Source organism: Microbacterium sp. PRC9 (assembly GCF_031844125.1).
Lineage (GTDB): Bacteria > Actinomycetota > Actinomycetes > Actinomycetales > Microbacteriaceae > Microbacterium.
In genome coordinates, this window is the sequence record NZ_JAUZUR010000005.1 from 13,905 (window position 1) to 35,050 (window position 21,146).

Here is a 21,146-nt window from a genome sequence, read left to right on the forward strand (position 1 = left end):
CAGGTTCGGCGCGTGCGGGTATAGCGGTCCCGTCCGCGGTGTGGCGAACGCGTTGTCGGCGCGCGTGCGAGTAACCGATCACGTCGGTGATCGGCCGTTACGGATCGCGGCCGCGGCGATCCAGTCCGCCAACGCGAGGGGCTGATCCTCGCCAGGCCGCACACCGCGGGCGTCGGCGATGCTGGGCCGCATGTCCCATCATTCGAAGACATCGCCGTTCGTGATGTAAGGTCACTCGGCTGGTGCAAGCCGTTCCAGGATCGCCGCGGGAATCGGGTTCACGGCCCGATCCGGCTCAGCGTAGTGTTCCTTGGTCGTCTTGGTCGACGTATGCCCGAGAATATCCGCCGCCGTCTCGATACCGAGTTCGTTCGTAAGCAGCGTCGCACCGGTCCGACGGAATGCGTGGGGCGTAATCTCGAGTCCGTCTAGCCCTGCTCGCTTCACTATCTCCCGAAACGTCCGCCGTACGTTATGCGGTGCAAGTGGTGTGCCCTTGCGCGAATAGAACAGCAGGTGCTCCGGCTCATCCCCGGGGATGACTGCCAGCCGGTGCCGAACCACTGCTGCCGCAAACGTCGGGATCGCGACGACCCTGTTCGACTCGTCCGTCTTCGGCTTGTGCTGCCGGAGGACGCCGATACCCTTGCGAACAACGATCGTCCCGCAGACGTGCACCGTGGGCGGCTCCGCCGCCATGTCGACATCGCACTTTCGGAGAGCCAAGACCTCTCCGATGCGCGTCAGCGATCCCAGCATGAGTTCGATAATCTCGCGCACCTGACCATCCGGGTGTGGCCCCAGCGCACCAGGCCCGGTTCGCCAGTCGCGCGCGGCTATCCGGATAGCACGTATCTGATTCGTCGTGAGCGCTTTCGGAACGTGCTTCGGCTTCTTGAGTCGCGAGGTCTCCTTCACGGGGTTTCGGGCGATCATCTCACGGCGTACCGCGAAGGCGAGAATCATGCTCAGAATCGTGCGCGAGTGCTTCGCGCGCGCGTACGACTTGCTGTGCTGTGTCTTGAGGAAGTGCTCGACGCGACCCACGGTGATCTCACGGATGGTGAAGTGCTGGAACGTCGGAAGCACGAGCGAGTTCAACTCGCGCTCATAGACTTCCTTGGTGCCCTCAGACCTGCTGGGGTCGACCCTCAGGTCGTCGAGCCATGCATCGGCGAGCGCTGAGAACGGCGAGTCAGCGGTGAGCCCATCCCCCGCGCCGCCGACGCGCATCCGCCCCGCGAGCGCTTCCATCAATGTATTCTTCGCGGCGTTCGCAGACAAGCCGGATGCCGTTACTTGACGTGTCTGTCCGTCCCAGTCTCGAAAGCGGGTGGCCGCCCGGAAGCGTCCCGCGGCGACCTTGGTGGCCGTGATCTCGCCGAATGTGCCGATCGGCAACCGGGGACGACCGGCCATCAACGCTCACCGCCACTCGCAGCGAGGCTTGGCACGGGTTCGTGGAGCCGGTCCAGCCAGTTCCGCACATCGGAGACTCGGTATCGCAGTTCGCGACCGACTCGGATGCCGGCGGGACCGCGACCGTCGGCGCGCAGGTCATAGATCGCCTGCACGTGCACGCCGAGATACTCGGCGAGTTCGCTGGTCGTGAGCATCGGCTCGAGGCCGAGCCCAGCGAGACGTTCGGTGTTCATATCCAGTAGGTGCCCGAGGCACCCCCAGATAAGCCGAGGCCGGGGCGAGCACCTTCCTGCTGAACGAGCGTGGATCACGCACGCTCACGCAAAAACGGTGGATAAACGTTGACGACATCGAATCGCTGCCGCTTCAAATGGGACAAGAAACCCTGGTCAAGCGAGATTCTTCTGTAGCAGGAGCGGGGCTTGAACCCGCGACCTCACGTTTGCAGCTCAGAATTCACCGAGCGCCATGCCGAGGCGAAGGTACAGGTCAGTGACTGCTTCGTTGTTGACCCGGTACCTCACCCACACTCCGCCGCGGGATTGGCCCTCACTCATCGGAGGGTCGGCGATGACGAGTCCCGCGGTCTCCAGTTCGACGAGGCGGGGATGGATCGTCGTGGGACCGAGGGCCAGAGAGTCGCAGATCGGCTTCATCGTGGTGTCCGGGTTGGCACGCACATAGCGCAGGATCGCAGCTTTGACGAGGTTGCCCAAGAGCGCGATGGGTTCTTTGGCGTCTTCGGAGCCGGCCGGTTGCGCGAGTCGGGGCATGACGCCATTGTGCCGCGCCGACCACGCGTCGGTCCAGCAATCCATCCCGTTTAGTTGTTTACTTCGCGACCATCTCGTTATACCGTATGGTTCATGGCCGAACATCAGGCATCCATTCGATCGGCCAGACGGTCGATTGAACGCGTCGTGTCCCCCGAACGGCGGACAGACGTCGGCCTGATTGGGGGTCTAAAATCCGGCGCCGGCCCTGGTCTGCGAGGTCACTCCTCCCCAAGTGCACCAATGCACGGAGTTATACACAATCTCTTGATTCTGGAGTCCACCGGCTGCTGGGCCGTGCGTAGACTGCGTGCACGGCGACCGTCCCCCAGCGCGTCCCGTATGCGCACGGTTGCCGTCCTGAATGATCAGGAGGGCTGACTGGTGACGACGAACCCGACCTCTGGACGCCGCGGACTCGTGTGGGCCATCGTCGGCGGTCTCGTCCTCATCGCCGGAATCGTGGCGATCGTTGTCAGCTCTCTGCTCGCACAGCCCGCACCAGGTCCCACCGGGAACAACACACCCCAGCCGACTGCCTCGACGTCAACGGCGGAGCCATCAGCGGGTGACGTCGTGGACGCGTCGGTCGTCGATCAAGGTTGGCTTCCGGAGCCGATCACGACGGACCGCGAAATGTACATCCGCGCCGCCCTCGAAGTTGCGGCGACATTCGACACTCAGAAGGGTGAGCGCGACGATTGGCTCGCCCACCTCGACAGTTGGTTCACCCCGGACACGAGATTCATCGCGGAAGCAGATCAGCAAGCCGCGATGGTTGAGTCGCAGGGCTTGCTCCGACAGGCTGTTGTGCTGCCTCAGGAGGAGTGGGACTCCCTCGCGAACGAGGAGGGTCGCGTCGTCGCGACGGCCAGGGGTGACCTCGTGTACGTGCCCGTCACCGATGACACGTCGGCTGACATGTCGATCGGCACGTCGGATGTGACGTTGACGTTCACGCGATCCGACGGCAGCGGCGGGGAGACGTCGTACGAAGAGCAGGTACGGGTCAGCGTGCAGGTGTTGTGCGGTCCGGGTTCGGTGCCGACACCGGATTCGTCGCAGCGGGCGGGCGATTGCAAGGTGGTCCGTTACTTCACGGAGCCGTTGGAGCCCTGACATGGGAGCCCCGGTGATCGCCGCCGCAGCCCTCAACTCGAGGACTGGCCGGAAGATCCTGACAGGGGCACTCCTGATCGTTGCGCTCGTCGCCGCGCTCGTGCTGACCCCGCTGCTGGCGATCCCGTTCGCGGTCGCCGGCAGTGCCGCGAGCTCGGTGCCGACGAAGGTCGAGGCCGCTCCCGCCGCGAGCGGGGTGTGGGGTTTCCCGTTGGGCGGCGGCTATTCGAAGGGGCGCGGGTTCGGATACAACCCGGTGCAGGGTTGCGGCTACTGCTCTACGAACCACCAGGGCTATGACATGGCCCAGGGCTGCGGCGCCACGATCTACGCCGCAGGTCCCGGACGGGTAATCACTGCCGGATCGTGGCAGGGCTACGGAAACACGGTCCGCATTGATCACGGGGACGCGCTCGTCACGCTCTACGGGCACATGCAATGGGGATCACTACGCGTCTCGGTCGGCGACCAGGTCGTGGCGGGGGCGCCGCTGGGGGCGGAGGGCAACACCGGCAAGTCGTTTGGATGCCATCTGCATTTCGAAGTTCAGAAGTCCGGAACTCCGGTAGATCCGGAGCCGTTCATGGCCGGCCTCGGCCTGCAACTGAAGTAGCAACCAGCAAGGAGCAGCCTCATGCGCACACTCATCGTTCCGGGTGATGTCGACGTTCCCGACATCCAACCGGACTTCTCCGCCCCGTTCTTCCAAGGCTTCCAAGTCGTCGCGTCCTACATCCTCGCGGGCGCGATGCTGGTGGTACTCGTCATGTTGATCATCGCGGGCGCCGCGCTGGCGTTCCGAGGGCTGGCTAACGATCGGGTGAGAACCTGGGCGGGCGAGAACATCCTGTGGATCTTCATCGCCGCCGCCGTGCTCGGCGCCGCATCCGGACTGTTCGCCTGGTTCGTGAACTTCGACTTCGGATTCTGATGAACCTCCGCTGGGTGCTTCGGCTCGGCCTCGCCACGGGCCTTGCGATCGTGCTCGGTTCGGGCACTGCCGCACACGGGAACACCGCCAACGCTACGGCGCCGGTACAGATGGACGCGATCAGCGGAGAACCGTGGTCAGCGCCGACCTTCCCAGTTGACTGCCAGGGCGCCAGCGGACAAGTCACCTGCACTCCCACCAACCCCCAGGCAGTCTCGGCCCAGCAGTGCTTCATGGGGGTGTCGATGAGCGGGGAACGCGCGACAGTTTGCACCACCTATGAGCGGCACGTCCAGGCCATTCAAGCCGACGGCGGGACTCCTCTAGTCGTGAAGTACGGGTGCAGTCTCGGTGACCTGGTCTGCGGCACATTCGAGAATGCGGGCCGGGGGATGGCGCTGGCAGCGACCGGGGTGATGTTTCTGGTGGCGGACAACATGCGGTTCGACACGTCGACGCTGTTGTGGTCGGCGGCGGTGGATCAGTGGTCGTTCTGGCAGTGGGCGATCCTGATCGTCACATTCGGGGCGATGGTGTGGGCGATCGCCGCCGCCGTCGTCTCCGGCGATCGGGACGAGCTGGTCGGCGCGCTGGTGCGGACGTTCATCGCGATCCCGGCGGTGCCGATCACGTTGTGGCTGACCGGGCACCTGTTGAACGCGGTCGACGACATGACCTGGTACATCCTCAACGGCGATGGCCCGGCGTCGTTGTATTCGACGTTGCAGTCGGTGATGTGGGCGGGCGGGCAGGCGAACTACTTCTTCGCGTTCCTGATCCACGGGCTGCTGATGCTGGGGATGTTCTTGTTGATGTTGGTGTTCGCGTTCCGCAACATCGCCCTTGCCGCACTCATCATGGTGGGCCCGGTGGCGTGGATGCTGTTCCCGGTGCGCCGCATCGGCCCGCAGTGGGTCGTCGGGTACCTGTCGGCGGTGATGGTGCTGCTGCTGACCGCGCCGCTCACGATCGGGTTCGTCACGCTCATCGTGCAGGGACTTGCGTCGGTGAAGACGATCTGGAACCCGCAGTCGTGGCCGTTGCTGATCGGTCTGGTGCTGGTGGCGTTCGCGCCGTTCGCGATCTTCGGGCTGTTCAGCTTCACCGGAGCGGTCGCTGCCGACAGCATCGGTTCCCGGCTCGGCTCCCACGGTGGCCGGATGGCCGCGAACGGTGCCCGCGGGGTCGCCGCCATCCCCACCCGTCTCGGCGGTCTCCCCTCCGGGGTCCGCCCCTCCAGCACCGGCCCATCCTCGAGCGGACCTGCAGCGAAGCCCACGTCCGCGCGGTCCGCGCAGGCGAACGTTCCACGGGGTGCCGCCGCACCCGCACAGGGCGACCGCACCCCCGCCCCGGGTGGTGGTCGCCCGTCGACCTCCTCGCCTCCGGGATCTCCGTCGGTGAGGCCGCCGTCGTCACCTCAACCGCAACCGCCTCGAGCTGAGGGGAGCCCGTCATGAGCACCACACCTGAGTACCTGCGTCCGGTGCGGTTGCCGCGCCGGTCCCGGCAGGGCGTGGTCATGGGCATGGATGAGTGGCAGATCGCCTTCCTCACCGCCGCCGCACTCGTCGTGCTGATCTTCGTGAACCGGTTCGGGCCCCTCGGGCTGCTCTACGGGGCCCCGTTGTACCTGCTGTTCGGGGTCACCGCGCTCACCAGCATTCACAGCGTCTCCACGCCGCGAATGGCGGGCCTGTGGCTGATGAAGCAGGTCCGCCACACCGCGGGCGCCACCACCCAGACCTTCCGCCCCGAACAGCCTCGCCTGACCGGGACGCTGAACCTGCCGGGCACCCGCGCGTCGATTCAGCTGTGGGACAGCAACGGGACGGCCGCGGCATACAACCCGCACGACCGGTCCGTGAGTGTGATTGCGGAGCTCGAAGTGCAGGGGTTCCTGATGCACGACCTGCCGGAGCGGTTCGACCTGGCCGAGCAGTTCGACCGGGTGCTCGGCCCGTTCACGCAACGGCCGGGGGTGAAGCGGGTGACGTTGCAGGAACGCACCCTGCCCACCACGATCCGGGCTGCCCGTGAGCATTACGAGACGGTGCGGCGGGTGCGGGACCTGAACCCGGAGTCGCCGGTCGCCCGCAACTACCACGACGTGATGGACCACGCGGAGCGGTTCGAGGTCGCGCACCGCAACTACCTCGTCCTCACCCTCGACCTGGTCACCCTCGGTTCCCAGCTGAAGGCGCTCGGCGGTGGGAAGGACGCGATCGTCGCGATCGCGCAGATCGAGGCCGGGAACCTCGCCGACGCCCTGTCGGCCGCGAAGATCAAGGTGCGCCGCTGGCTGTCCCCCCGCGAGGTCGCCGCGTTGGGCAGGTTGGCGTTCGACCCGGAGTTCGCCGCCACGGTGCAGAACCGCCCCGACACTCTCACCGGGGTGGACCCGGTGGCGATCGGGCCGATGTACCTGGACGAGCCGAAGGGCCGCAACGGCATCGTGGTCACCGACTCCGCGGTGCACACCACGATGTGGGTGCACGAATGGCCCCGCTCCGACTCCCCGGTCGGGTTCCTGGCGCCGGTGGTGTTCGCCCGTCACCCGCACACCGGGGAGGCGATCACCCACATCTTGTCCATCGTCCTCACCCCTGTCCCGGTCAGTAAGGCGTTGAAGCGGATCCGGGATGAGAAGAAGGTGTGGCGCGGGAACGAGAAGCTGCGCGCGAAGCGTGGCGCGGACGGGTCGGCGGCGGATGCTGCGGACTGGAAGGCGCTGGAGCAGCAGGAGCAGGAGATCGCGAACGGGCACGGCGAATTCCAGTACGGCGCGTACCTCACCGTCACCGCCCCCGACGAAGAGCGACTCGACCAGGCCATCGCCGGGATGCGCAACGCGTTGTCGCGGGCGGGCATGGAGGCGCAGATCCTGTACTGCCAGCAGGCCGAGGCGCTGATGGTGAACGCGATCCCGGTCGGGTTGGGGATGAAGTGATGACCCGCCACGCCGCCACCTTCACCCCCACCGGCCTCACCCGCAAGGAACGCCGGGATCTGCAGAAACAGATCAGCCAGGCGCAGCAGGAGGAGCAGCCCGATCGCTCGTCGCGGCGCGACCGGAACCTGCCGGAGCCGGCGGTGCCCGGGCCGTTCGGGCCGGGGATCACGCAGGGCGGGTACTGGAACCTCGCGAAGGCGTGGATCCCGGCGCATCAAGCGACCTCGCAGCACATCGCCGGTATCTACCCGTTCGTCGCCGACAGTGGCCTCGGGCACCGCGGCCCCATCCTCGGCGTAGACCTCAACGCGGACGCACTCTGGCACTTCTCGCCGTGGGAGGCGTACGTCGACTCCACCGAACGCGGCACCTTCTCCACCAACATCCTCGTCTTGGGGGCGTACCGGGGCGGGAAGTCCGCCACGGTGAAGACCCTCGTCACCCGCTCCATCGCGTTCGGCCATCAGGTGGTGGTGCCGTCCGACCCGAAGGGCGAGTGGGTGACCGTCGCGGAGGCGATCCCGGGTGGGCGGGTGATCCGGCTCGGCGGCGGCACCGGCACCCGCCTCAACCCGCTCGACCGAGGTCCGCGGCGCACGGGCGCGTCCGATGAGCAGCACGAGCAGATGGTGAAGCAACGCCGCATCGGCACCCTCATCGCCCTGATCGAGATGACCCTCGGCAACCGGCTCACCGCGGTCGAGCACGCCGACATCCTCGACGCCCTCGAGCGCTGCATCACCCGCACCAGCGACCGCCCCACCCTCCGCGGCGTCTACGAGGAACTGGGCCACCTCGCCGGCGACACCCAAGCGGCATTCCGCGCGGCAGACGGCGCGATCCAGCCCCGGTTCGTGCTGCGCCGCTTCGTGGAAGGCGACCTCTCCGGGCTGTTCGAGGACGAGTCCACGGTGGAGTTCGACCAGGACGCCCCCATCGTCGTCACCGACACCAGCGAACTGTTCGCCCGCGGAGACCTCGCCGCACAGCTCACCCAGGTGTGCTCGACCGCGTGGATCCAGGCGGTGATCTCGGATCGGGCGGCGCGGCGGACCCGCTATGTGGTGCGCGAGGAGGGGTGGCGGGACATGACGTCGCTGGCGTCACTGCAGATGTTCCAGCAATGGCTGAAACTGTCCCGGCACTACGGGATCAGCAACATCGTCATCCTGCACAAGATGGGCGACCTCGACGCCGTCGGCGACGCCGACTCCCTGGAACGCTCCCTCGCCTATTCGATCGTCGGGGACATCGAGAACAAGTTCATCTTCCGCGTCAACCACCAAGAACAAGCCGCGCTTCGCACCCGACTCAACCTGCCCGCCCCGCATGTCGAGATGGCGAGGCAGCTGCGCAAGGGCGAGTTCCTCGCCTACGTCGGCCAGTACTCCTACCTGGTGGACTGCTTCGCCACCTCCACGCCGTGGGAGTACGACCTGTTCGCCACCGACGACGCCGTGAACCCCGCCGACCGGGACGACGCCACCGTACGGGTCATCGACGCCGGCGCGCTCGACGACTACTGGCCCCAACCCGAACCTGCGGATGCCGGTGTGGATGGCTGGCTGACTGCTGAGACCCGCGACCTGACCGAGGAGCTGTGATCATGACCACCGTCATCCACCCCCGCACCTACGCGACTGTCACCGGACCGAATGCGACCTTCATCACCACCGACGGACACACCGAACCCGTCACCGCGACCGGTGACGAGGACATCCGTCACGCGGTGATCCGCCGCGCCAGCGACGAGGCCCGCCGCACCGGCACCCCGGTCGAGCTCGTCACCTCCGGCGACCGCGGCCAGCACCACCTGCTCGTCGACCCCACCGGCGACCTCACCCTCCTCCCCCCCGAGGCGGAAGCCGAGCTCGGTGACGACGAGGAGGGGTTGGATCTGGGGCCGTACCAGGACATCGACGACACCGTCACGACGGAACGCGGAGAGGAGGTGAGGGAAGAGGCTTCGCAGCCGGACGCACTCCTCGCAGGTTCCGCGCCGGCTGCGGAGTCCCCCCGCCCCACCTTCCTCACCCCCACCACCAACCCCACACCCCCGGTCACCGGGTGGCGCGGCATGCTCGCCGGCCTCGGCATCACCGTCCGCCCCTCCGCCGCCGAGGTGCGACGGGCCGAGGAGCGGGCGCTGGTCGCCAGGCAGTGGGCGGGATGCCGCACCCTGGCCGTCGTCAACGGCAAGGGCGGGGTGGGCAAGACCATGACCACCGCAATGCTCGCCGCGGTCTACGCCCGGGAAGGTGGCGGGAACGTGTTGGCGTGGGACAACAACGACACCCGCGGCACCCTCGGCTGGCGCACCGAGCAAGGGCTGTACGACACCACCCTCCGCGACCTCCTCCCCGCCGCCCCCACACTCCTCACACCCGGGGCGGGGGTGTCGGACATCAGCCGGTTCGTACACCACCAGACGGCGGACCGGTACGACGTGCTCCGCTCCAACCCGGAACTGCTCGCCACCGACCAGCGCATCGGAGCTGCGGATTTCGACCTGTTGATGCAGGTCGCGGCCCGGTTCTACCGCCTCGTCGTCTTCGACTCCGGTAACGACGAATCCGCCGAACGCTGGCTGCGGATGATCGACTCCTCCTACCAGCTCGTGATCCCCACTCTGGCGAGCCCGGAGTCCGCCGAATCCGCCGCCCTCCTCCTCGACGCGCTCCGTGGCCGGGACGACCGCTCCGCCGCCCTCGCCGACCGCGCCGTGGTGCTTGTCACCCAATCCGAACCCACCGGCACCACCGCGGCCCGCCGCATCGCGGACGGGTTCACCGGGCACGTCCGGGCAGTCCACACCATCCCATTCGACCCGGCCCTCAAAGCCGGACCACTTCGGTTCGACACCCTCCGGCCCCGCACCCGCGACGCGTGGCTCAGCGCTGCCGCGTCCGCCGCCGAAGGCCTCTAAAGACGGGGTAACCGGTGAATCAGAGCATCCTTGGCAAGGCGGCGGCGATCCTCGTAGCGGCGGCGATGCTGCTCGCGCTCGCGTTCGGATTCATCGCCGAAGCCATCACCTGGCTCAGCTGCGGCATCCGCCCCGTGCCCGTGAGCCTGTTCTCCGGGTTGGCGCTTGCAGTCTCCGGCAACCCCGACAGCTACACCGCCCCCGCCGGCTGCACTGTGCCGCTCGCGCTGATCCGGATCGTGGATGTGGTGGCGGTACTACTGATCGGCGGGCTCGCGGTGTGGGTGGTGGTGGCGGTGCGGCGGTACCGGGAGTCGGATCGGGCGTTCATCACCGACCTGCGCACCCGCCCCGGATTCGCCACCTCCTCGGAGATCCGCGATCACCTCTCCGCCAAAGCCGTGCTCCGCCGTGCCACGCAGCTTCGCCCTGATATTCCGAAGCCGACGGCGACGGATGTGGGGTGGCGGGTGGGCCGGTCGCGAGAGCAAGACGTGTATGTGTCGATCGAGGACTCCGTCGCCCTCGAGGGCCCACCTCGATCAGGGAAGGGGTACCGGGTGCTGATCTCGGCGATCCTGGACTGGTCCGGCCCGCTGATCACCACGTCAACCACGAACGACAACCTCACCGCGACGATGCGGATGCGGCAGACCCGCGGTCAGGTACACGTGTTCGACCCGCAAGGCCTCTCCGGCATCCGCCACCCCCTCCGAATCTCCCCCATCGCCGGCTGCGAAGACCCCCTCGTCGCGATGCAGCGCGGCGCCGCGATCATCACCGGCACCGCGCTCGGCGCCTCCCGCACCAACGAGGAATGGGCGCAGGCCTCCGGAGTGGTGCTCGGCCGCCTGCTGCACGCCGCGGCCGTCGGCGGCAAGACGATCGCAGAACTGTATGACTGGGGCACAAGCCCTGCGCAGACCCGTGCCGCGGTCGACATCCTCAAGACCGACGGCACCCCCGGGTGGGGCGACAGCCTCGACGCCACCATCTCCGCCGACGAGAAGCTGGTCTCCTCCATCTGGTTCGGCGTCCAAGGCGCCGTCGCCCCGCTCGCGGTCCCGCAGATCCGCGACGCTCTCCTCCCCCGACCGGGCGATGAGGTGTTCGACCCGCGCGAGTTCCTGGATGCCGCGAACACGCTCTACTTGATCGGGTCGTCGTCGGGGGCGTCGGCGATGGGCGGCTGGCTCGGCGCGGTGCTCGACGACATCGTCGAGGTCGCCCGCACCACCGCGCTCGCCTCCCCCGGCTCGCGCCTCCCCCACCCGCTCGGACTCATCCTCGACGAGATAGCGAACATGTTCCGGTGGGGAACCCTGCCCCGCATCATGGCCGACGGCGGCGGCCGCGGCATCTGCACCTTCATCGTGCTGCAAGCCCTCTCCCAGGCCGAGACGTCCTGGTCCCGTGCGGAAGCCGACACCATCTGGGCCGCCGCCACCGCCAAAGTCCTCCTCGGCGGCGCCAGCCACGTCGGTCACCTCCGCGACATCGAATCCCTCCTCGGCACGAGAGACACTCGTCGTGAGCAGCGGTCTTGGTCCACCCGCGAGGTCGGGCATTCCACCAGCGAACATCTCGAGCGCCGCGCCCTGATGTCAGTCGATGAGATCCGCCGACTGCCACCCAGCGTCGGCCTGCTCGCCTACCGGAACCGCCGTAGCGTGCTGCTGGACCTGGCCGGGTGGGACGAACGCCGCGACGCCGAGATCATCCAGTCCGGCAAGCGAGAGACCGAGCAGGAGCAGCGGGCCGTGTTCGACACGAACGCGCGTGTCGCGAACTCCGGGGCTGCGGAAGTTCCGGAGTCCGGGAGTGCGGAAACGGTGGAGGGGGTGAGGGAGGAATGAGCAATCGTCGCCGGCCGGCACTATTCAACCTGTATCGGAACGAGTTCCTTCGCTCGAAGGCGTGGTTCGCGCGCCGCGACCGCTGGTTCACCCACCACGCCACCACCGGACAGCCGCTCACCTGCGCCGGCTGCGGCCGGACGGCCACTCGCGGCCAGCTCGAGCTGCATCACCTCGACTACCGCGGCGTGAGACTTCTCGACGGCGCCTGGAGCGCCGGGGAGCCGGACGAGGACCTGGTGTCGATGCACCCGTACTGCCACGACCTGCTGCACCGGCTCATCGACCGCGACGCCGTCCTGGCCCGCAACCGCACCCGCCGCACCGCCTCCCATCTCGCGCTCGCCCGGCTGCGGCAGAAGCTGCAGCCCGACCACGGGGACGCCGCATGAGCGACCTGCCCCCGCCCCCGGACTACGACGACGCTGTCGCCAACGATGTGAGCGGGTATGACCCGAACCAGCGGTACGGGCCGTCCGACCCGCTCGGCGCGCACATCATCAACTGGCGCACCCTCCCCGACCACAACGCCCCCGACGTCTGGAAGGCACTCCGCGAGTGGGTGGAATGGTTCACCGTCCGCTACCGCATCTCCGAATCCGTGGTGCCGGCCTGCTGGTACAAGCACGGACAGCTCGTCGAAGAACTCTCCGCCCTGCACACCGCGCACACCGTCGCCTTCGATTCCACCGACGCCGGCTTCGGCCCGATTGGTTGGCACGAGCGACTCAGCCTCGCCCTGCCCCGGATGGGCAAGGCGTACTCCGGCGGCTGCGCCCGCGGACACGACCCCCTCAAACCCCGCTCATGGGACGGGATCACCGATGAGCAGGAATGGAACGCGTGGACCAGGAAGGCCCACGCCCACCGAGACACCGAGGGTGTCTCTGACAGGAAGGAAGAAGGATGACCACCAGGATCCCCGTCACCATCGAGGGCAACCTCACCAGTGACCCCGAACACGGCAACGCCGAATCGGGCAACGAGTACGCCCGGTTCACCGTCGCCGTCAACGACCGCCGCCTGAACGAGACCACCAACCGGTGGGAAGACGTCGGCACCGTGTTCCACCGGGTCGTCGTGTTCAACCAGCACGCCCGGCACGTCGCCGACTCACTCCGCAAAGGCGACAGCGTGATCGTCGCCGGCGACCTCCGGTTCGGCACCTACGTCGACAAGGAGACCGGACAGTCCCGGGAGACCCGCGACATCGTCGCGGACAACGTCGGCGCCTCGCTGAAGTTCGCCGACGTCATCGTCGACCGTTCCCCAAAAGCTAACGGCCCCGCAGCACACGCTTCGGGGCCGATAGCGACACCGGCCTCGTACGCCGGCGCCGAACTGTCACGCTGACCTGAACCAACAAGCAAGCGGGGCGAGAGTCACTGTACTCTCGCCCCGCCACTCTGCCCACCCGAGCCGGCATCCCAGGGCGACTCCTCAGGGGCGCCACATCGTGACAGCATCCGAGCGGGCGGGATCTCGCGCGGGCTTTCTCCGACATGAGCGACGCCTACGCCAACGCGCAAACTCCGCGCCAATACGCAGACTCCTCGCTGCCCCACAGTTGGAGGCTGGAGCAGCCCAAGCACCTAAGACGGCGCTTCTATCCAATGCTCAGATCAGCGTCTCCTCTGGGTTGCCGGCCGAGCAGTTGGCAGTGGGGCCCGAGACTGAGCGAATCACAACCAACGGTTGCGGATCTGGTGGGTCGTGCGCGTTGCCGGTCGTGCGGCGTGCGGCGAAGCTGGGACGAGCCTCCCGCGCCGTGCTCGGCGTCCGTCGGCGAGGCGTCTGGAGGATTCCGTGAGCACCACCGTCAGCCCCAACCTCGTGGAGGGCCGCTTCTCGTCCGATGCGTCGGGCGATCCGATCGAGGTCCGCGACCCCGCGAACGGCGACCTCGTCGGGCTGGTCCCGGCGATGGGCCCCGCCGACGTCGACGTCGTGCTCGACGCCGCGGTGCGGGGCGCGAGGGCGTGGCGAGCGACCGGGCCGATCGAGCGCGGCCGGGTGCTGCTCGACGCGGCGGCGCTGATCCGGAAGGATGCCGCGGACCTGACGTCGCTCATCGTCACCGAGATGGGCAAGACCACCGCCGAGGCGCGGGGCGAGGTCGGCAAGGCTGCCGAGTTCTTCGAGTATTACGGCGGACTCGGGCGCGCTGCCTTCGGCGAGCTGATCCCCGACGCGCGCCCCGGCACCTTCGCGCTGCAGAAGCGCGAGCCGATCGGCGTGGTGCTCCTCGTCACGCCGTGGAACGACCCGCTGCTCACCCCGGCGCGCAAAATGGCGCCCGCCCTCATTGCGGGCAACGCCGTGGTCATCAAACCCGCGACCGAGACCCCGCTCATCACGCTGCGGCTCGCCGAGCTCCTGCACCGCGCTGGGGTGCCCGCTGGCGTCCTCGGCACCGTGACCGGACGCGGCAGCGTCATCGGCGACGTGCTCGCGACCGACCGGCGCCTCGCCGCCGTCTCGTTCACCGGCTCGACCGCCGTCGGCCTCGGCCTCCAGCACAAGCTCGCGGGCAGCAGCATCCGTGTGCAGACCGAGATGGGGGGCAAGAACGCCGCCGTCGTGCTCGACGACGCCGATCTCGACCTCGTCGTTCCGGTGCTGATGGCGGGTGCCTTCGGGCAGGCCGGTCAGCGCTGCACCGCGACGAGTCGGCTCATCGTGCAGAGCGGTGTCGCGGCCGAGCTGCAAGCCCGGGTCGCAGCATCCGTCCAAGCCCTCCGCGTCGGAGCGGGCGGCGCCGACGGCACGGACGTGGGTCCGGTGGTCAGCCGCACCGCGCAGCGCGACATCACGGACCGGGTGGATGCCGCGCTCAGCGAGGGCGCCACGGTCATCGCCCGCGCGCCGCTGGCCGAGGGGCTCGCCGAGCGCGGGGCGTTCGTCGAGCCTGTGTTCGTGGCGTTCGACCGCGACAACAGCCTGTGGCGCGACGAGGTGTTCGGACCGGTGCTCGGGATGATCGAGGTCGACACCCTCGACGAGGCGATCGAAGCCGTGAACGACTCGACGTACGGCCTGTCGAGTGCCGTGTACACGCGCAGCCTCGACGCGGCGTTCCGCTTCGTCGATGAAGTGGACACCGGACAGGTCTCGGTGAACCAGCCAACCAGTGGGTGGGACATCCACCAGGCGTTCGGCGGCTTCAAGGAGTCGGGCTCGCCGTTCAAGGAGCAGGGCCTCGAAGCGCTGCGCTTCTACACGCGCGTCAAGACCGCGGCTGTGAGGACCCACTGATGGCCGGTGAGACACGGCGAACCGGGATCGTCGGTGGCGGGATCGTGGGTGTCGCCCTGGCCCGTGCGTTGAGTGCGCGGGGCGATGAGGTGACGGTGCTGGAGAAGGAGGGCCGGCTGTCGCAGCACCAGACCGGGCACAACTCCGGCGTGGTGCACGCGGGCCTGTACTACAAGCCGGGGTCGCTGAAGGCGACGCTGTGCGCGGCGGGGCGGGTGTCGATCCGCGAGTTCTGCGAACAGAAGGGGCTCCCGTACCGGGAGGTCGGCAAGCTCGTCGTCGCGGTGGACGAGTCCGAGCTCGGGGCGCTGGCCGAGATCGAGCGGCGCTCGCTCGAAAACGGCGTGCCCGACCTGACCCGCATCGACGATCTCGAGCGGCTGCGGGAGATCGAGCCGCACGTCGCCGGGGTGGCGGCCGTGCATTCGCCGCACACCGCCGTGGTGGACTACGCCAGCATCACCGAGGCGATGGCGCAGGACGTCCGCGCCGGCGGCGGCGAGGTGCGGCTCGGCCACGAGGTCACCGCGATGACACTCGAGAACGGCCGGGTGCGGGTGGTGACGCCGGTGTCGGAGGACGTGTTCGACCGGGTCATCGTGTGCGCCGGGTTGCAGTCCGACGTGGTGGCCCGGTTCGTCGGCGCCGACCCGTCGCCGAAGATCCTGCCGTTCCGCGGTGAGTACTGGGAGCTCGCGCCGGAGCGCACCGACCTCGTCAAGGGCATGATCTATCCGGTCCCGGATCCGCGTTTCCCGTTCCTCGGGGTGCACTTCACCCGCGGCGTGTACGACAACGTGCACGTCGGGCCGAACGCGGTACCGGCCCTCGCCCGTGAGGGGTACAACTGGCTGCAGTGGTCGGTGAAGGACACGCTCGAGTCGCTGCGGTGGCCGGGCGCGTGGCCACTCGCGAAGCAGCACTGGCGGATGGGCGTCGACGAGATCACCGGGTCGCTGATCAAGCCGCTGTACTTCCAGAAGGCACGCCGGTTCATCCCCGAGCTGCGCTCGTCGGACCTGTCCCACAAGCACGGCGCCGGGGTGCGCGCGCAGGCGTGGGGCCGCGCGGGTGAGCTGCTCGACGACTTCGCGGTCGACCAGGTCGGCCCGGTCACGCTGCTGCGCAACGCCCCCTCGCCCGCCGCGACCAGCTCCATCGCGATCGCCGAGTACGTCATCGACCACTACCTCGACACGCCGAGCGCTGCTGCTCGTGCCGCCAAGACGACGGCGACGGATGCTGCGCCCCCGGCCACGCCGGTCGCTCAGGCGCCTGCGGCGGCGAAGGCCACGAGCTGAGGCATCCGTCCATGCGCATCGTCGCCCTGTACGGCACCGAATCGGGAAACGCCGAGGCGGTCGCGCTCGGCATCGCGAAGGCGCTCCCGGGCGTCGAGGTCGTGAACATGGCAGACGCCGGCGTCGACGTGTTCGAGCCTGGCGCGCTGTACCTGATCTCGTGCGCGACCCACGGCGGCGGCGAGCTGCCCGGGTTCGCGCAGTTCCTGCACGACGACCTGCTCGACCTCTCCCCCGACCTCGCCGGTGTGGCGTATGCGATGTTCGGCCTCGGCGACACTTCGTACGACGAGCGCTACAACCGCGGTGCGCACCAGTTCGACGAGGTCCTCCGCTCGCTCGGCGCGACGCGGGTCGGCCCGTTCGGCGAGCACGACGTCATGACGCGCGCCGACCCCGCCGAGCGCGGCGTGGCGTGGGCGCGCGAGGTCCTCGCCGAGACCGGCGGCACATGACCGAGCCTGCCCTCGACCCGGGCACCCGGCGAATGCTGTGGCGGTTCGCGCCGATGATCTACGGGCCGACGCTGCTGTTCGGGCTGGCCGAGGGCGCGCTGCTGCCGCTGCTGCCGGTGGTCGCCGCCGACCTCGGCGCCGACGTCGCGCAGGCGGCGCTCATCGTCTCGGTCATCGTGGTCGCGCGGCTCATCGGCAACCTGCCCGCGGGCTGGCTCGTCGCGCGGATCGGCGAACGGCGCACGATGGCGATCGCCGGATGCCTCGCCCTCGCCGGCGGCGTCGGCGTGCTCCTCGCTCCCGGTGTCGGCGTGCTCGCCGTCGCGTCGTTCCTCATCGGGCTGTGCGCGTCAGCGTTCGGCCTCGCGCGGCACGCGTTCATGACGACCCGGGTTCCTCTCCGCTACCGAGCCCGAGCGCTGTCGGTGCTCGGCGGCTCGTTCCGGCTCGGGATGTTCGCGGGGCCCTTCATCGCCGCCGCGCTGCTGGCGTGGTCAGGCTCGACCGACGCCGCCGTCTGGTTCTTCCTCGCGATGCTCGTCGCGCTCGTGGTGCTCGTGCTCGTGGGCAGCGATCCCGAGGAGGAGCTCGAGGCCGAGGGAATGCTGCCGTCGCACTCCGCCCTTCGACAGGCTCAGGCACCGGCGGACGGGGCTCGGGGCCGGGAATCCGCCGGCGTCTTCCGCACGATGTGGCGCAATCGCGCTGTGCTCGTGCGGATGGGCCTGCCCGCGGCATCCCTCTCCGGGCTCCGCCAGGCGCGCGTATACCTGCTGCCGCTGTGGGGCGTCTCGCTCGGGCTCGATGCCGAAGCGATCGCGCTCATCGTGGGGCTAACCGGCGCGCTCGAGTTCGCGCTGTTCTACTCGAGCGGGCAGATCATGGACCGGTGGGGTCGCCTGTGGGCCTGCGTCCCGTCGATGGTGCTGATGGGCGGGGCGTTCGTCGGCCTCGCCTTCACGCACGACCTGGATGGTTCGACCGCGTGGTTCGTCGCCGGAGCGATCGTCGTGGGCGTAGGGAACGGCTTGTCGAGCGGCATCCTGATGACCCTCGGCGCCGACGTCGCGCCCGCGGCAGATCCGGCGCCGTTCCTCGGGTCATGGCGGACCTTGACGGATGCCGGAGCGGCCGCCACACCGCTCCTCATCGCAGGCGTGACCGCTGTGTTGTCGCTGCCGATCGCGACAGCGATCGTCGGTGCGCTGGGCCTCCTGGGCGCGGTGGGGTTCGCGGTGTACGTGCCTCGCTACGTCCCGCACGCGGAACACGACCGCTGACCCCGCGCTGCGGATCGCCGATCGGAGGCTCGGCCTCGAGGAGCATCGCGCGATCTCCACGGCCTGGGCCGCCCCTGTGGACCTGGCGACCGCGAGTCTCGACGACCGGCAGCGCGAGGCGCTGTCAGCGGCCGTCGATGCGTTGCGCGCGCTCGACCGCGAGCTGCGGCAACCGTCTGAGTAGTGAAACTCACGGCACCGGTCGCCGAGCGCGCCGCAGGGGCGAGGCGCTCGACCGGAGCTGGTCAGAGGGAGGCGGCGACCGTGACCTCCGTGGGGGCGACCGTCAGACCTTTGAGCCCGTCGCGCAGCACCTGCACCGGCGCGCCGGTGTTGTGGGCGGCCAGCGCCTCGCGCGTGCTCCAGCGCTCGACGATGACGATCGCACCGTCGTCGGCGAGGTGCGGGTCGTACTGCTCGCACCCGTCTTCGGCTCGAATGCCCTCCACCGCCGCGCGGACGGCGGCGGCAGCATCCGTGATCCTCTCCGGATCGGGATGGATGCGGGCCACCACCGTCACAGCCTCCGTCATGCTTCGTTCCCCCAGACCATCGTGGCGAAGGTCTCGACGTGCTCGAGCTTCTTGCGCTGTTGCGCGATGTTAAGCGGGGCGTCGCGATAGTGGATCGGCTGGAAGCCCCGGTTGGGGAGCAGCCCGATGCGGTCGTAGTCGTGCTGGTCGAGCGCGACGTCGAGGCGCGCCATCACCGTGTCGATGTCTTCGAGCGCCGGATCGAACGCATCGACGATGCCGATGCCGATCTGCTTGTCGTCGGGCACGAGGGTCGGGATGTTGCGTGCCACGATCGCGTCGGTGTGGAACGGGAAGGTGAACTTGTCGTAGTCCGACGCGAACAGGGCCTCGGCGCGCTTCACGTCGAGATCGCCCGCGAGGTCGTCGTCCCAGCCGATCGTGAGGGCGACCTTCTGGTCCTCGTCCTTCTCGAGGCCGGCGACGACTGCGGCGTCGATCGACATTGCCTCGTCGAATGACATCTCGCCGACCTCTCCGCCCGCGAGGTAGGTGAAGTAGTCGGGGTTGTCGAACTGCACGAACTTGACGCCGATCTCGAACAGCAGCTCGAGTTCGTCGCGCAGCATCTCGGCGACCACGTCGCCGACGGCGGCCGCGCCCGGGTAGGCACGTCGCGCGTCCGGCGTGTAGGTGTGTGCGGCGATGTGGGCGGCCGACGGCAGCTTCACCTTGACGGGGAACCCGGTGTTGTCCAACAGGAACCGCGCAGCGTCCGTGGCGATGGGCTTGCGCTGCTTCAGGGGGCCGTCGACGGTCCAGGTGCCGAGGCCTGAGGGCTCCATAGCGTCGGGCACACGGCTGAAGCCAGCGACCGACTGCAGTACGGCGCTGCGATAGTCGCCGTCACGGAAGTTGCCGTCGGACAGACACGAGAGCGTCAGGTGGCGCTGGAAGGAGATGAACTCGAGGATCGCGTCATCCTCGACCTGCTGGCGCTCCTCGGCCGTGATCTCGCCGGCGCGGAACTTCTTGCGCGCTTGTTGGATCGAATCGGGGCGGACGTTGTCGCCGTGGTTGTCGATGCGGTAGGAAAACAGATTGGCCATCGTCGGCCGCCTTTCAGTGCTTGGGGTCGCCGGCACCCTTGGCGCCGGCCCACTCGTCGAAGTCCGTCTCGTAGCCGAGCTCGGTGAGGATCGACTGCGCGAGTGCCTCGTCCTCCTGTGGCGTGCCGCCGGAGACCCCGACACCGCCGACGAACTCGCCCTCGAGCTTGAGCGTGACGCCACCACCGGTAGCGACGATCGGGAACTGCCCGAGGTCGCCGACCTTGCTGAAGAAGACGGGGTCGGACGTCGACCAGCCCTTGAGCATTCCGCTCGGTCGCTGCATCACCGCCGACGTGTAGGCCTTGGAAAGGGCGATGAGCGGGGTCATCGGGCGCGCCCCGTCGAAGCGGCGGATGCTCACGATGAAGCCGCCGGAGTCGACCACCGCGATCGACAGCCCCTTGCCGAGCCGCAGTGCCTCGCGCTCGGCGACCTCCATGATCTTCTCGGCCTCGTCCTGCATCACGTTCTTCGGCATCTCAGGCCTCCTTCGTCACGGCGGATGCGGCGCCCACGGCGACGGGCGCCAGGGCGTCGACGAGCTTCGTCACGGCCGCGTTGAACTGCTCGGGCCGTTCCCAGTACATGGAGTGCGGGGCGTCCGGCACGATCTCGAGGAGCGACCCCTCGATCAGCTCGTGCGCGGCCGTCACGGTCGCGGGGCTCAGCACCGCGTCCTTCTCCCCCGCGAGGAAGGCGACACGGATGCCGGACCCGGCCACATCGTCGGCCGTCGGGCCGTCGCTGGAGAGGTTGCGGAGATCCTGCATGCGCGCCTTGTTGAAGGTGCCCATCTGGGTGAAGAGGAATGTCTTGGCGGTCTCCTCTTCGCGGAATCGCTTCGTGAGAAGCCGGTCGATCACCGGGAGCTTCTCTGCCTCGGCGCGGTCCGCCTTGACCAGCGGCGTGACCTCGGGGGCGTCGATGCCGCCGAGCGAATGCGCGAGAATCACCCCACGCACGCGCTCCGGCACGCGCAGCGCCGCCTTGAGCGCCGCGGCCGCGCCGATGGACTGGCCCAGGAGCACAGCATCCGTCAGGTCGGCGTCTTCGATGACGGCCACGATGTCGCCGGGGAAGTTGAGGCTGTCGTACGTCTCGTCCTTGTCCGAGTTGCCGAAGCCGCGGAGGTCGAGCGTCACGATCGTGTGCTGGTCGCGCAGGGCGGCGACCTGCTGCCACCACGCGGCGTGGTGGCCGCCGGAGCCGTGCACGAAGACGATCGGCGAGCCTTCGCCGTGCACCTCGTAGTAGATCTGTGTGCCGTTGTTGTCAACGGTGGGCATGCTT

At 68.6% G+C, this 21,146-nt stretch carries 22 protein-coding genes; 15 read left to right on the forward strand and 7 right to left on the reverse strand.

The window, feature by feature from the left end; genetic code table 11:
• Positions 1 to 231 precede the first annotated feature (231 nt).
• The 3 genes from Q9R33_RS11810 to Q9R33_RS11820 form a co-directional block, all read right to left on the reverse strand.
• Positions 232 to 1,254, reverse strand: a complete 1,023-nt coding sequence (locus Q9R33_RS11810; protein WP_311293859.1) for a tyrosine-type recombinase/integrase — start codon at positions 1,252 to 1,254, stop codon at positions 232 to 234.
• Between the two features lie 164 nt (positions 1,255 to 1,418).
• Positions 1,419 to 1,655 (reverse strand): helix-turn-helix domain-containing protein, encoded by a 237-nt coding sequence (locus Q9R33_RS11815; protein ID WP_311293860.1) that lies wholly within the window; start codon positions 1,653 to 1,655, stop codon positions 1,419 to 1,421.
• Between the two features lie 216 nt (positions 1,656 to 1,871).
• Complete coding sequence (locus tag Q9R33_RS11820; RefSeq protein WP_311293861.1) at positions 1,872 to 2,195, reverse strand: helix-turn-helix transcriptional regulator; 324 nt, start codon at positions 2,193 to 2,195, stop codon at positions 1,872 to 1,874.
• A 576-nt stretch (positions 2,196 to 2,771) separates the two neighbouring features.
• On the opposite strand from Q9R33_RS11820, the gene Q9R33_RS11825 reads away from it, so the two are divergent.
• The 15 genes from Q9R33_RS11825 to Q9R33_RS11895 all read left to right on the forward strand — a co-directional run bounded on the left by Q9R33_RS11825 (position 2,772) and on the right by Q9R33_RS11895 (position 18,271).
• Complete coding sequence (locus Q9R33_RS11825; RefSeq protein WP_311293862.1) at positions 2,772 to 3,314, forward strand: hypothetical protein; 543 nt, start codon at positions 2,772 to 2,774, stop codon at positions 3,312 to 3,314.
• 13 nt (positions 3,315 to 3,327) lie between these two features.
• Positions 3,328 to 3,927, forward strand: a complete 600-nt coding sequence (locus Q9R33_RS11830) for a M23 family metallopeptidase (protein ID WP_311293863.1) — start codon at positions 3,328 to 3,330, stop codon at positions 3,925 to 3,927.
• A 21-nt stretch (positions 3,928 to 3,948) separates the two neighbouring features.
• Positions 3,949 to 4,245: a hypothetical protein gene (locus Q9R33_RS11835; RefSeq protein WP_159841709.1), complete on the forward strand. Its 297-nt coding sequence runs from the start codon at positions 3,949 to 3,951 to the stop codon at positions 4,243 to 4,245.
• Between the two features lie 14 nt (positions 4,246 to 4,259).
• A complete protein-coding gene (locus Q9R33_RS11840) occupies positions 4,260 to 5,705 on the forward strand; it encodes a hypothetical protein (RefSeq protein ID WP_311293864.1) in 1,446 nt (481 codons plus the stop codon).
• On the forward strand, positions 5,702 to 7,195 hold the full coding sequence (locus Q9R33_RS11845) for an SCO6880 family protein (protein ID WP_311293865.1): 1,494 nt from the start codon (positions 5,702 to 5,704) through the stop codon (positions 7,193 to 7,195). The genes Q9R33_RS11840 and Q9R33_RS11845 overlap by 4 nt, the downstream gene beginning before the upstream one ends.
• Positions 7,195 to 8,802 (forward strand): hypothetical protein, encoded by a 1,608-nt coding sequence (locus Q9R33_RS11850; RefSeq protein ID WP_311293866.1) that lies wholly within the window; start codon positions 7,195 to 7,197, stop codon positions 8,800 to 8,802. The genes Q9R33_RS11845 and Q9R33_RS11850 overlap by 1 nt, the downstream gene beginning before the upstream one ends.
• A 2-nt stretch (positions 8,803 to 8,804) precedes the next feature.
• Positions 8,805 to 10,124, forward strand: coding sequence for an AAA family ATPase (locus tag Q9R33_RS11855; RefSeq protein ID WP_311293868.1), 1,320 nt, complete (start codon positions 8,805 to 8,807; stop codon positions 10,122 to 10,124).
• 14 nt (positions 10,125 to 10,138) lie between these two features.
• The gene (locus Q9R33_RS11860) at positions 10,139 to 11,980 is read left to right on the forward strand and encodes a TraM recognition domain-containing protein (protein ID WP_311293869.1); all 1,842 of its coding nucleotides are present in this window, start codon (positions 10,139 to 10,141) and stop codon (positions 11,978 to 11,980) included.
• Complete coding sequence (locus tag Q9R33_RS11865) at positions 11,977 to 12,372, forward strand: hypothetical protein (RefSeq protein WP_311293870.1); 396 nt, start codon at positions 11,977 to 11,979, stop codon at positions 12,370 to 12,372. The genes Q9R33_RS11860 and Q9R33_RS11865 overlap by 4 nt, the downstream gene beginning before the upstream one ends.
• A complete protein-coding gene (locus Q9R33_RS11870; protein ID WP_311293871.1) occupies positions 12,369 to 12,890 on the forward strand; it encodes a hypothetical protein in 522 nt (173 codons plus the stop codon). The genes Q9R33_RS11865 and Q9R33_RS11870 overlap by 4 nt, the downstream gene beginning before the upstream one ends.
• Positions 12,887 to 13,333, forward strand: a complete 447-nt coding sequence (locus tag Q9R33_RS11875) for a single-stranded DNA-binding protein (protein WP_311293872.1) — start codon at positions 12,887 to 12,889, stop codon at positions 13,331 to 13,333. Before Q9R33_RS11870 ends, Q9R33_RS11875 begins: the two co-directional genes overlap by 4 nt.
• A 453-nt stretch (positions 13,334 to 13,786) precedes the next feature.
• Positions 13,787 to 15,235: an aldehyde dehydrogenase family protein gene (locus tag Q9R33_RS11880; RefSeq protein WP_311293873.1), complete on the forward strand. Its 1,449-nt coding sequence runs from the start codon at positions 13,787 to 13,789 to the stop codon at positions 15,233 to 15,235.
• Complete coding sequence (lhgO, locus tag Q9R33_RS11885) at positions 15,235 to 16,536, forward strand: L-2-hydroxyglutarate oxidase (protein ID WP_311293874.1); 1,302 nt, start codon at positions 15,235 to 15,237, stop codon at positions 16,534 to 16,536. Before Q9R33_RS11880 ends, lhgO begins: the two co-directional genes overlap by 1 nt.
• A gap of 11 nt (positions 16,537 to 16,547) precedes the next feature.
• A complete protein-coding gene (locus Q9R33_RS11890) occupies positions 16,548 to 16,991 on the forward strand; it encodes a flavodoxin domain-containing protein (protein ID WP_311293875.1) in 444 nt (147 codons plus the stop codon).
• Positions 16,988 to 18,271, forward strand: a complete 1,284-nt coding sequence (locus tag Q9R33_RS11895) for an MFS transporter (RefSeq protein WP_311293876.1) — start codon at positions 16,988 to 16,990, stop codon at positions 18,269 to 18,271. Before Q9R33_RS11890 ends, Q9R33_RS11895 begins: the two co-directional genes overlap by 4 nt.
• Before the next feature lie 245 nt (positions 18,272 to 18,516).
• Here Q9R33_RS11895 and Q9R33_RS11900 read toward each other — a convergent pair whose 3' ends face one another.
• Genes Q9R33_RS11900 through Q9R33_RS11915 form a run of 4 tightly spaced genes read right to left on the reverse strand, consistent with a single transcriptional unit; the run spans position 18,517 to position 21,142 of the window.
• Positions 18,517 to 18,804: an antibiotic biosynthesis monooxygenase gene (locus Q9R33_RS11900; RefSeq protein ID WP_311293877.1), complete on the reverse strand. Its 288-nt coding sequence runs from the start codon at positions 18,802 to 18,804 to the stop codon at positions 18,517 to 18,519.
• Entirely contained in the window at positions 18,801 to 19,853 is a 1,053-nt protein-coding gene (locus Q9R33_RS11905) for a hypothetical protein (protein ID WP_311293878.1), read from the reverse strand. Before Q9R33_RS11905 ends, Q9R33_RS11900 begins: the two co-directional genes overlap by 4 nt.
• Before the next feature lie 13 nt (positions 19,854 to 19,866).
• Positions 19,867 to 20,334, reverse strand: a complete 468-nt coding sequence (locus Q9R33_RS11910) for a heme-binding protein (RefSeq protein WP_311293879.1) — start codon at positions 20,332 to 20,334, stop codon at positions 19,867 to 19,869.
• A 1-nt stretch (position 20,335) separates the two neighbouring features.
• The gene (locus Q9R33_RS11915; protein WP_311293880.1) at positions 20,336 to 21,142 is read right to left on the reverse strand and encodes an alpha/beta hydrolase; all 807 of its coding nucleotides are present in this window, start codon (positions 21,140 to 21,142) and stop codon (positions 20,336 to 20,338) included.
• Positions 21,143 to 21,146: the final 4 nt, after the last annotated feature.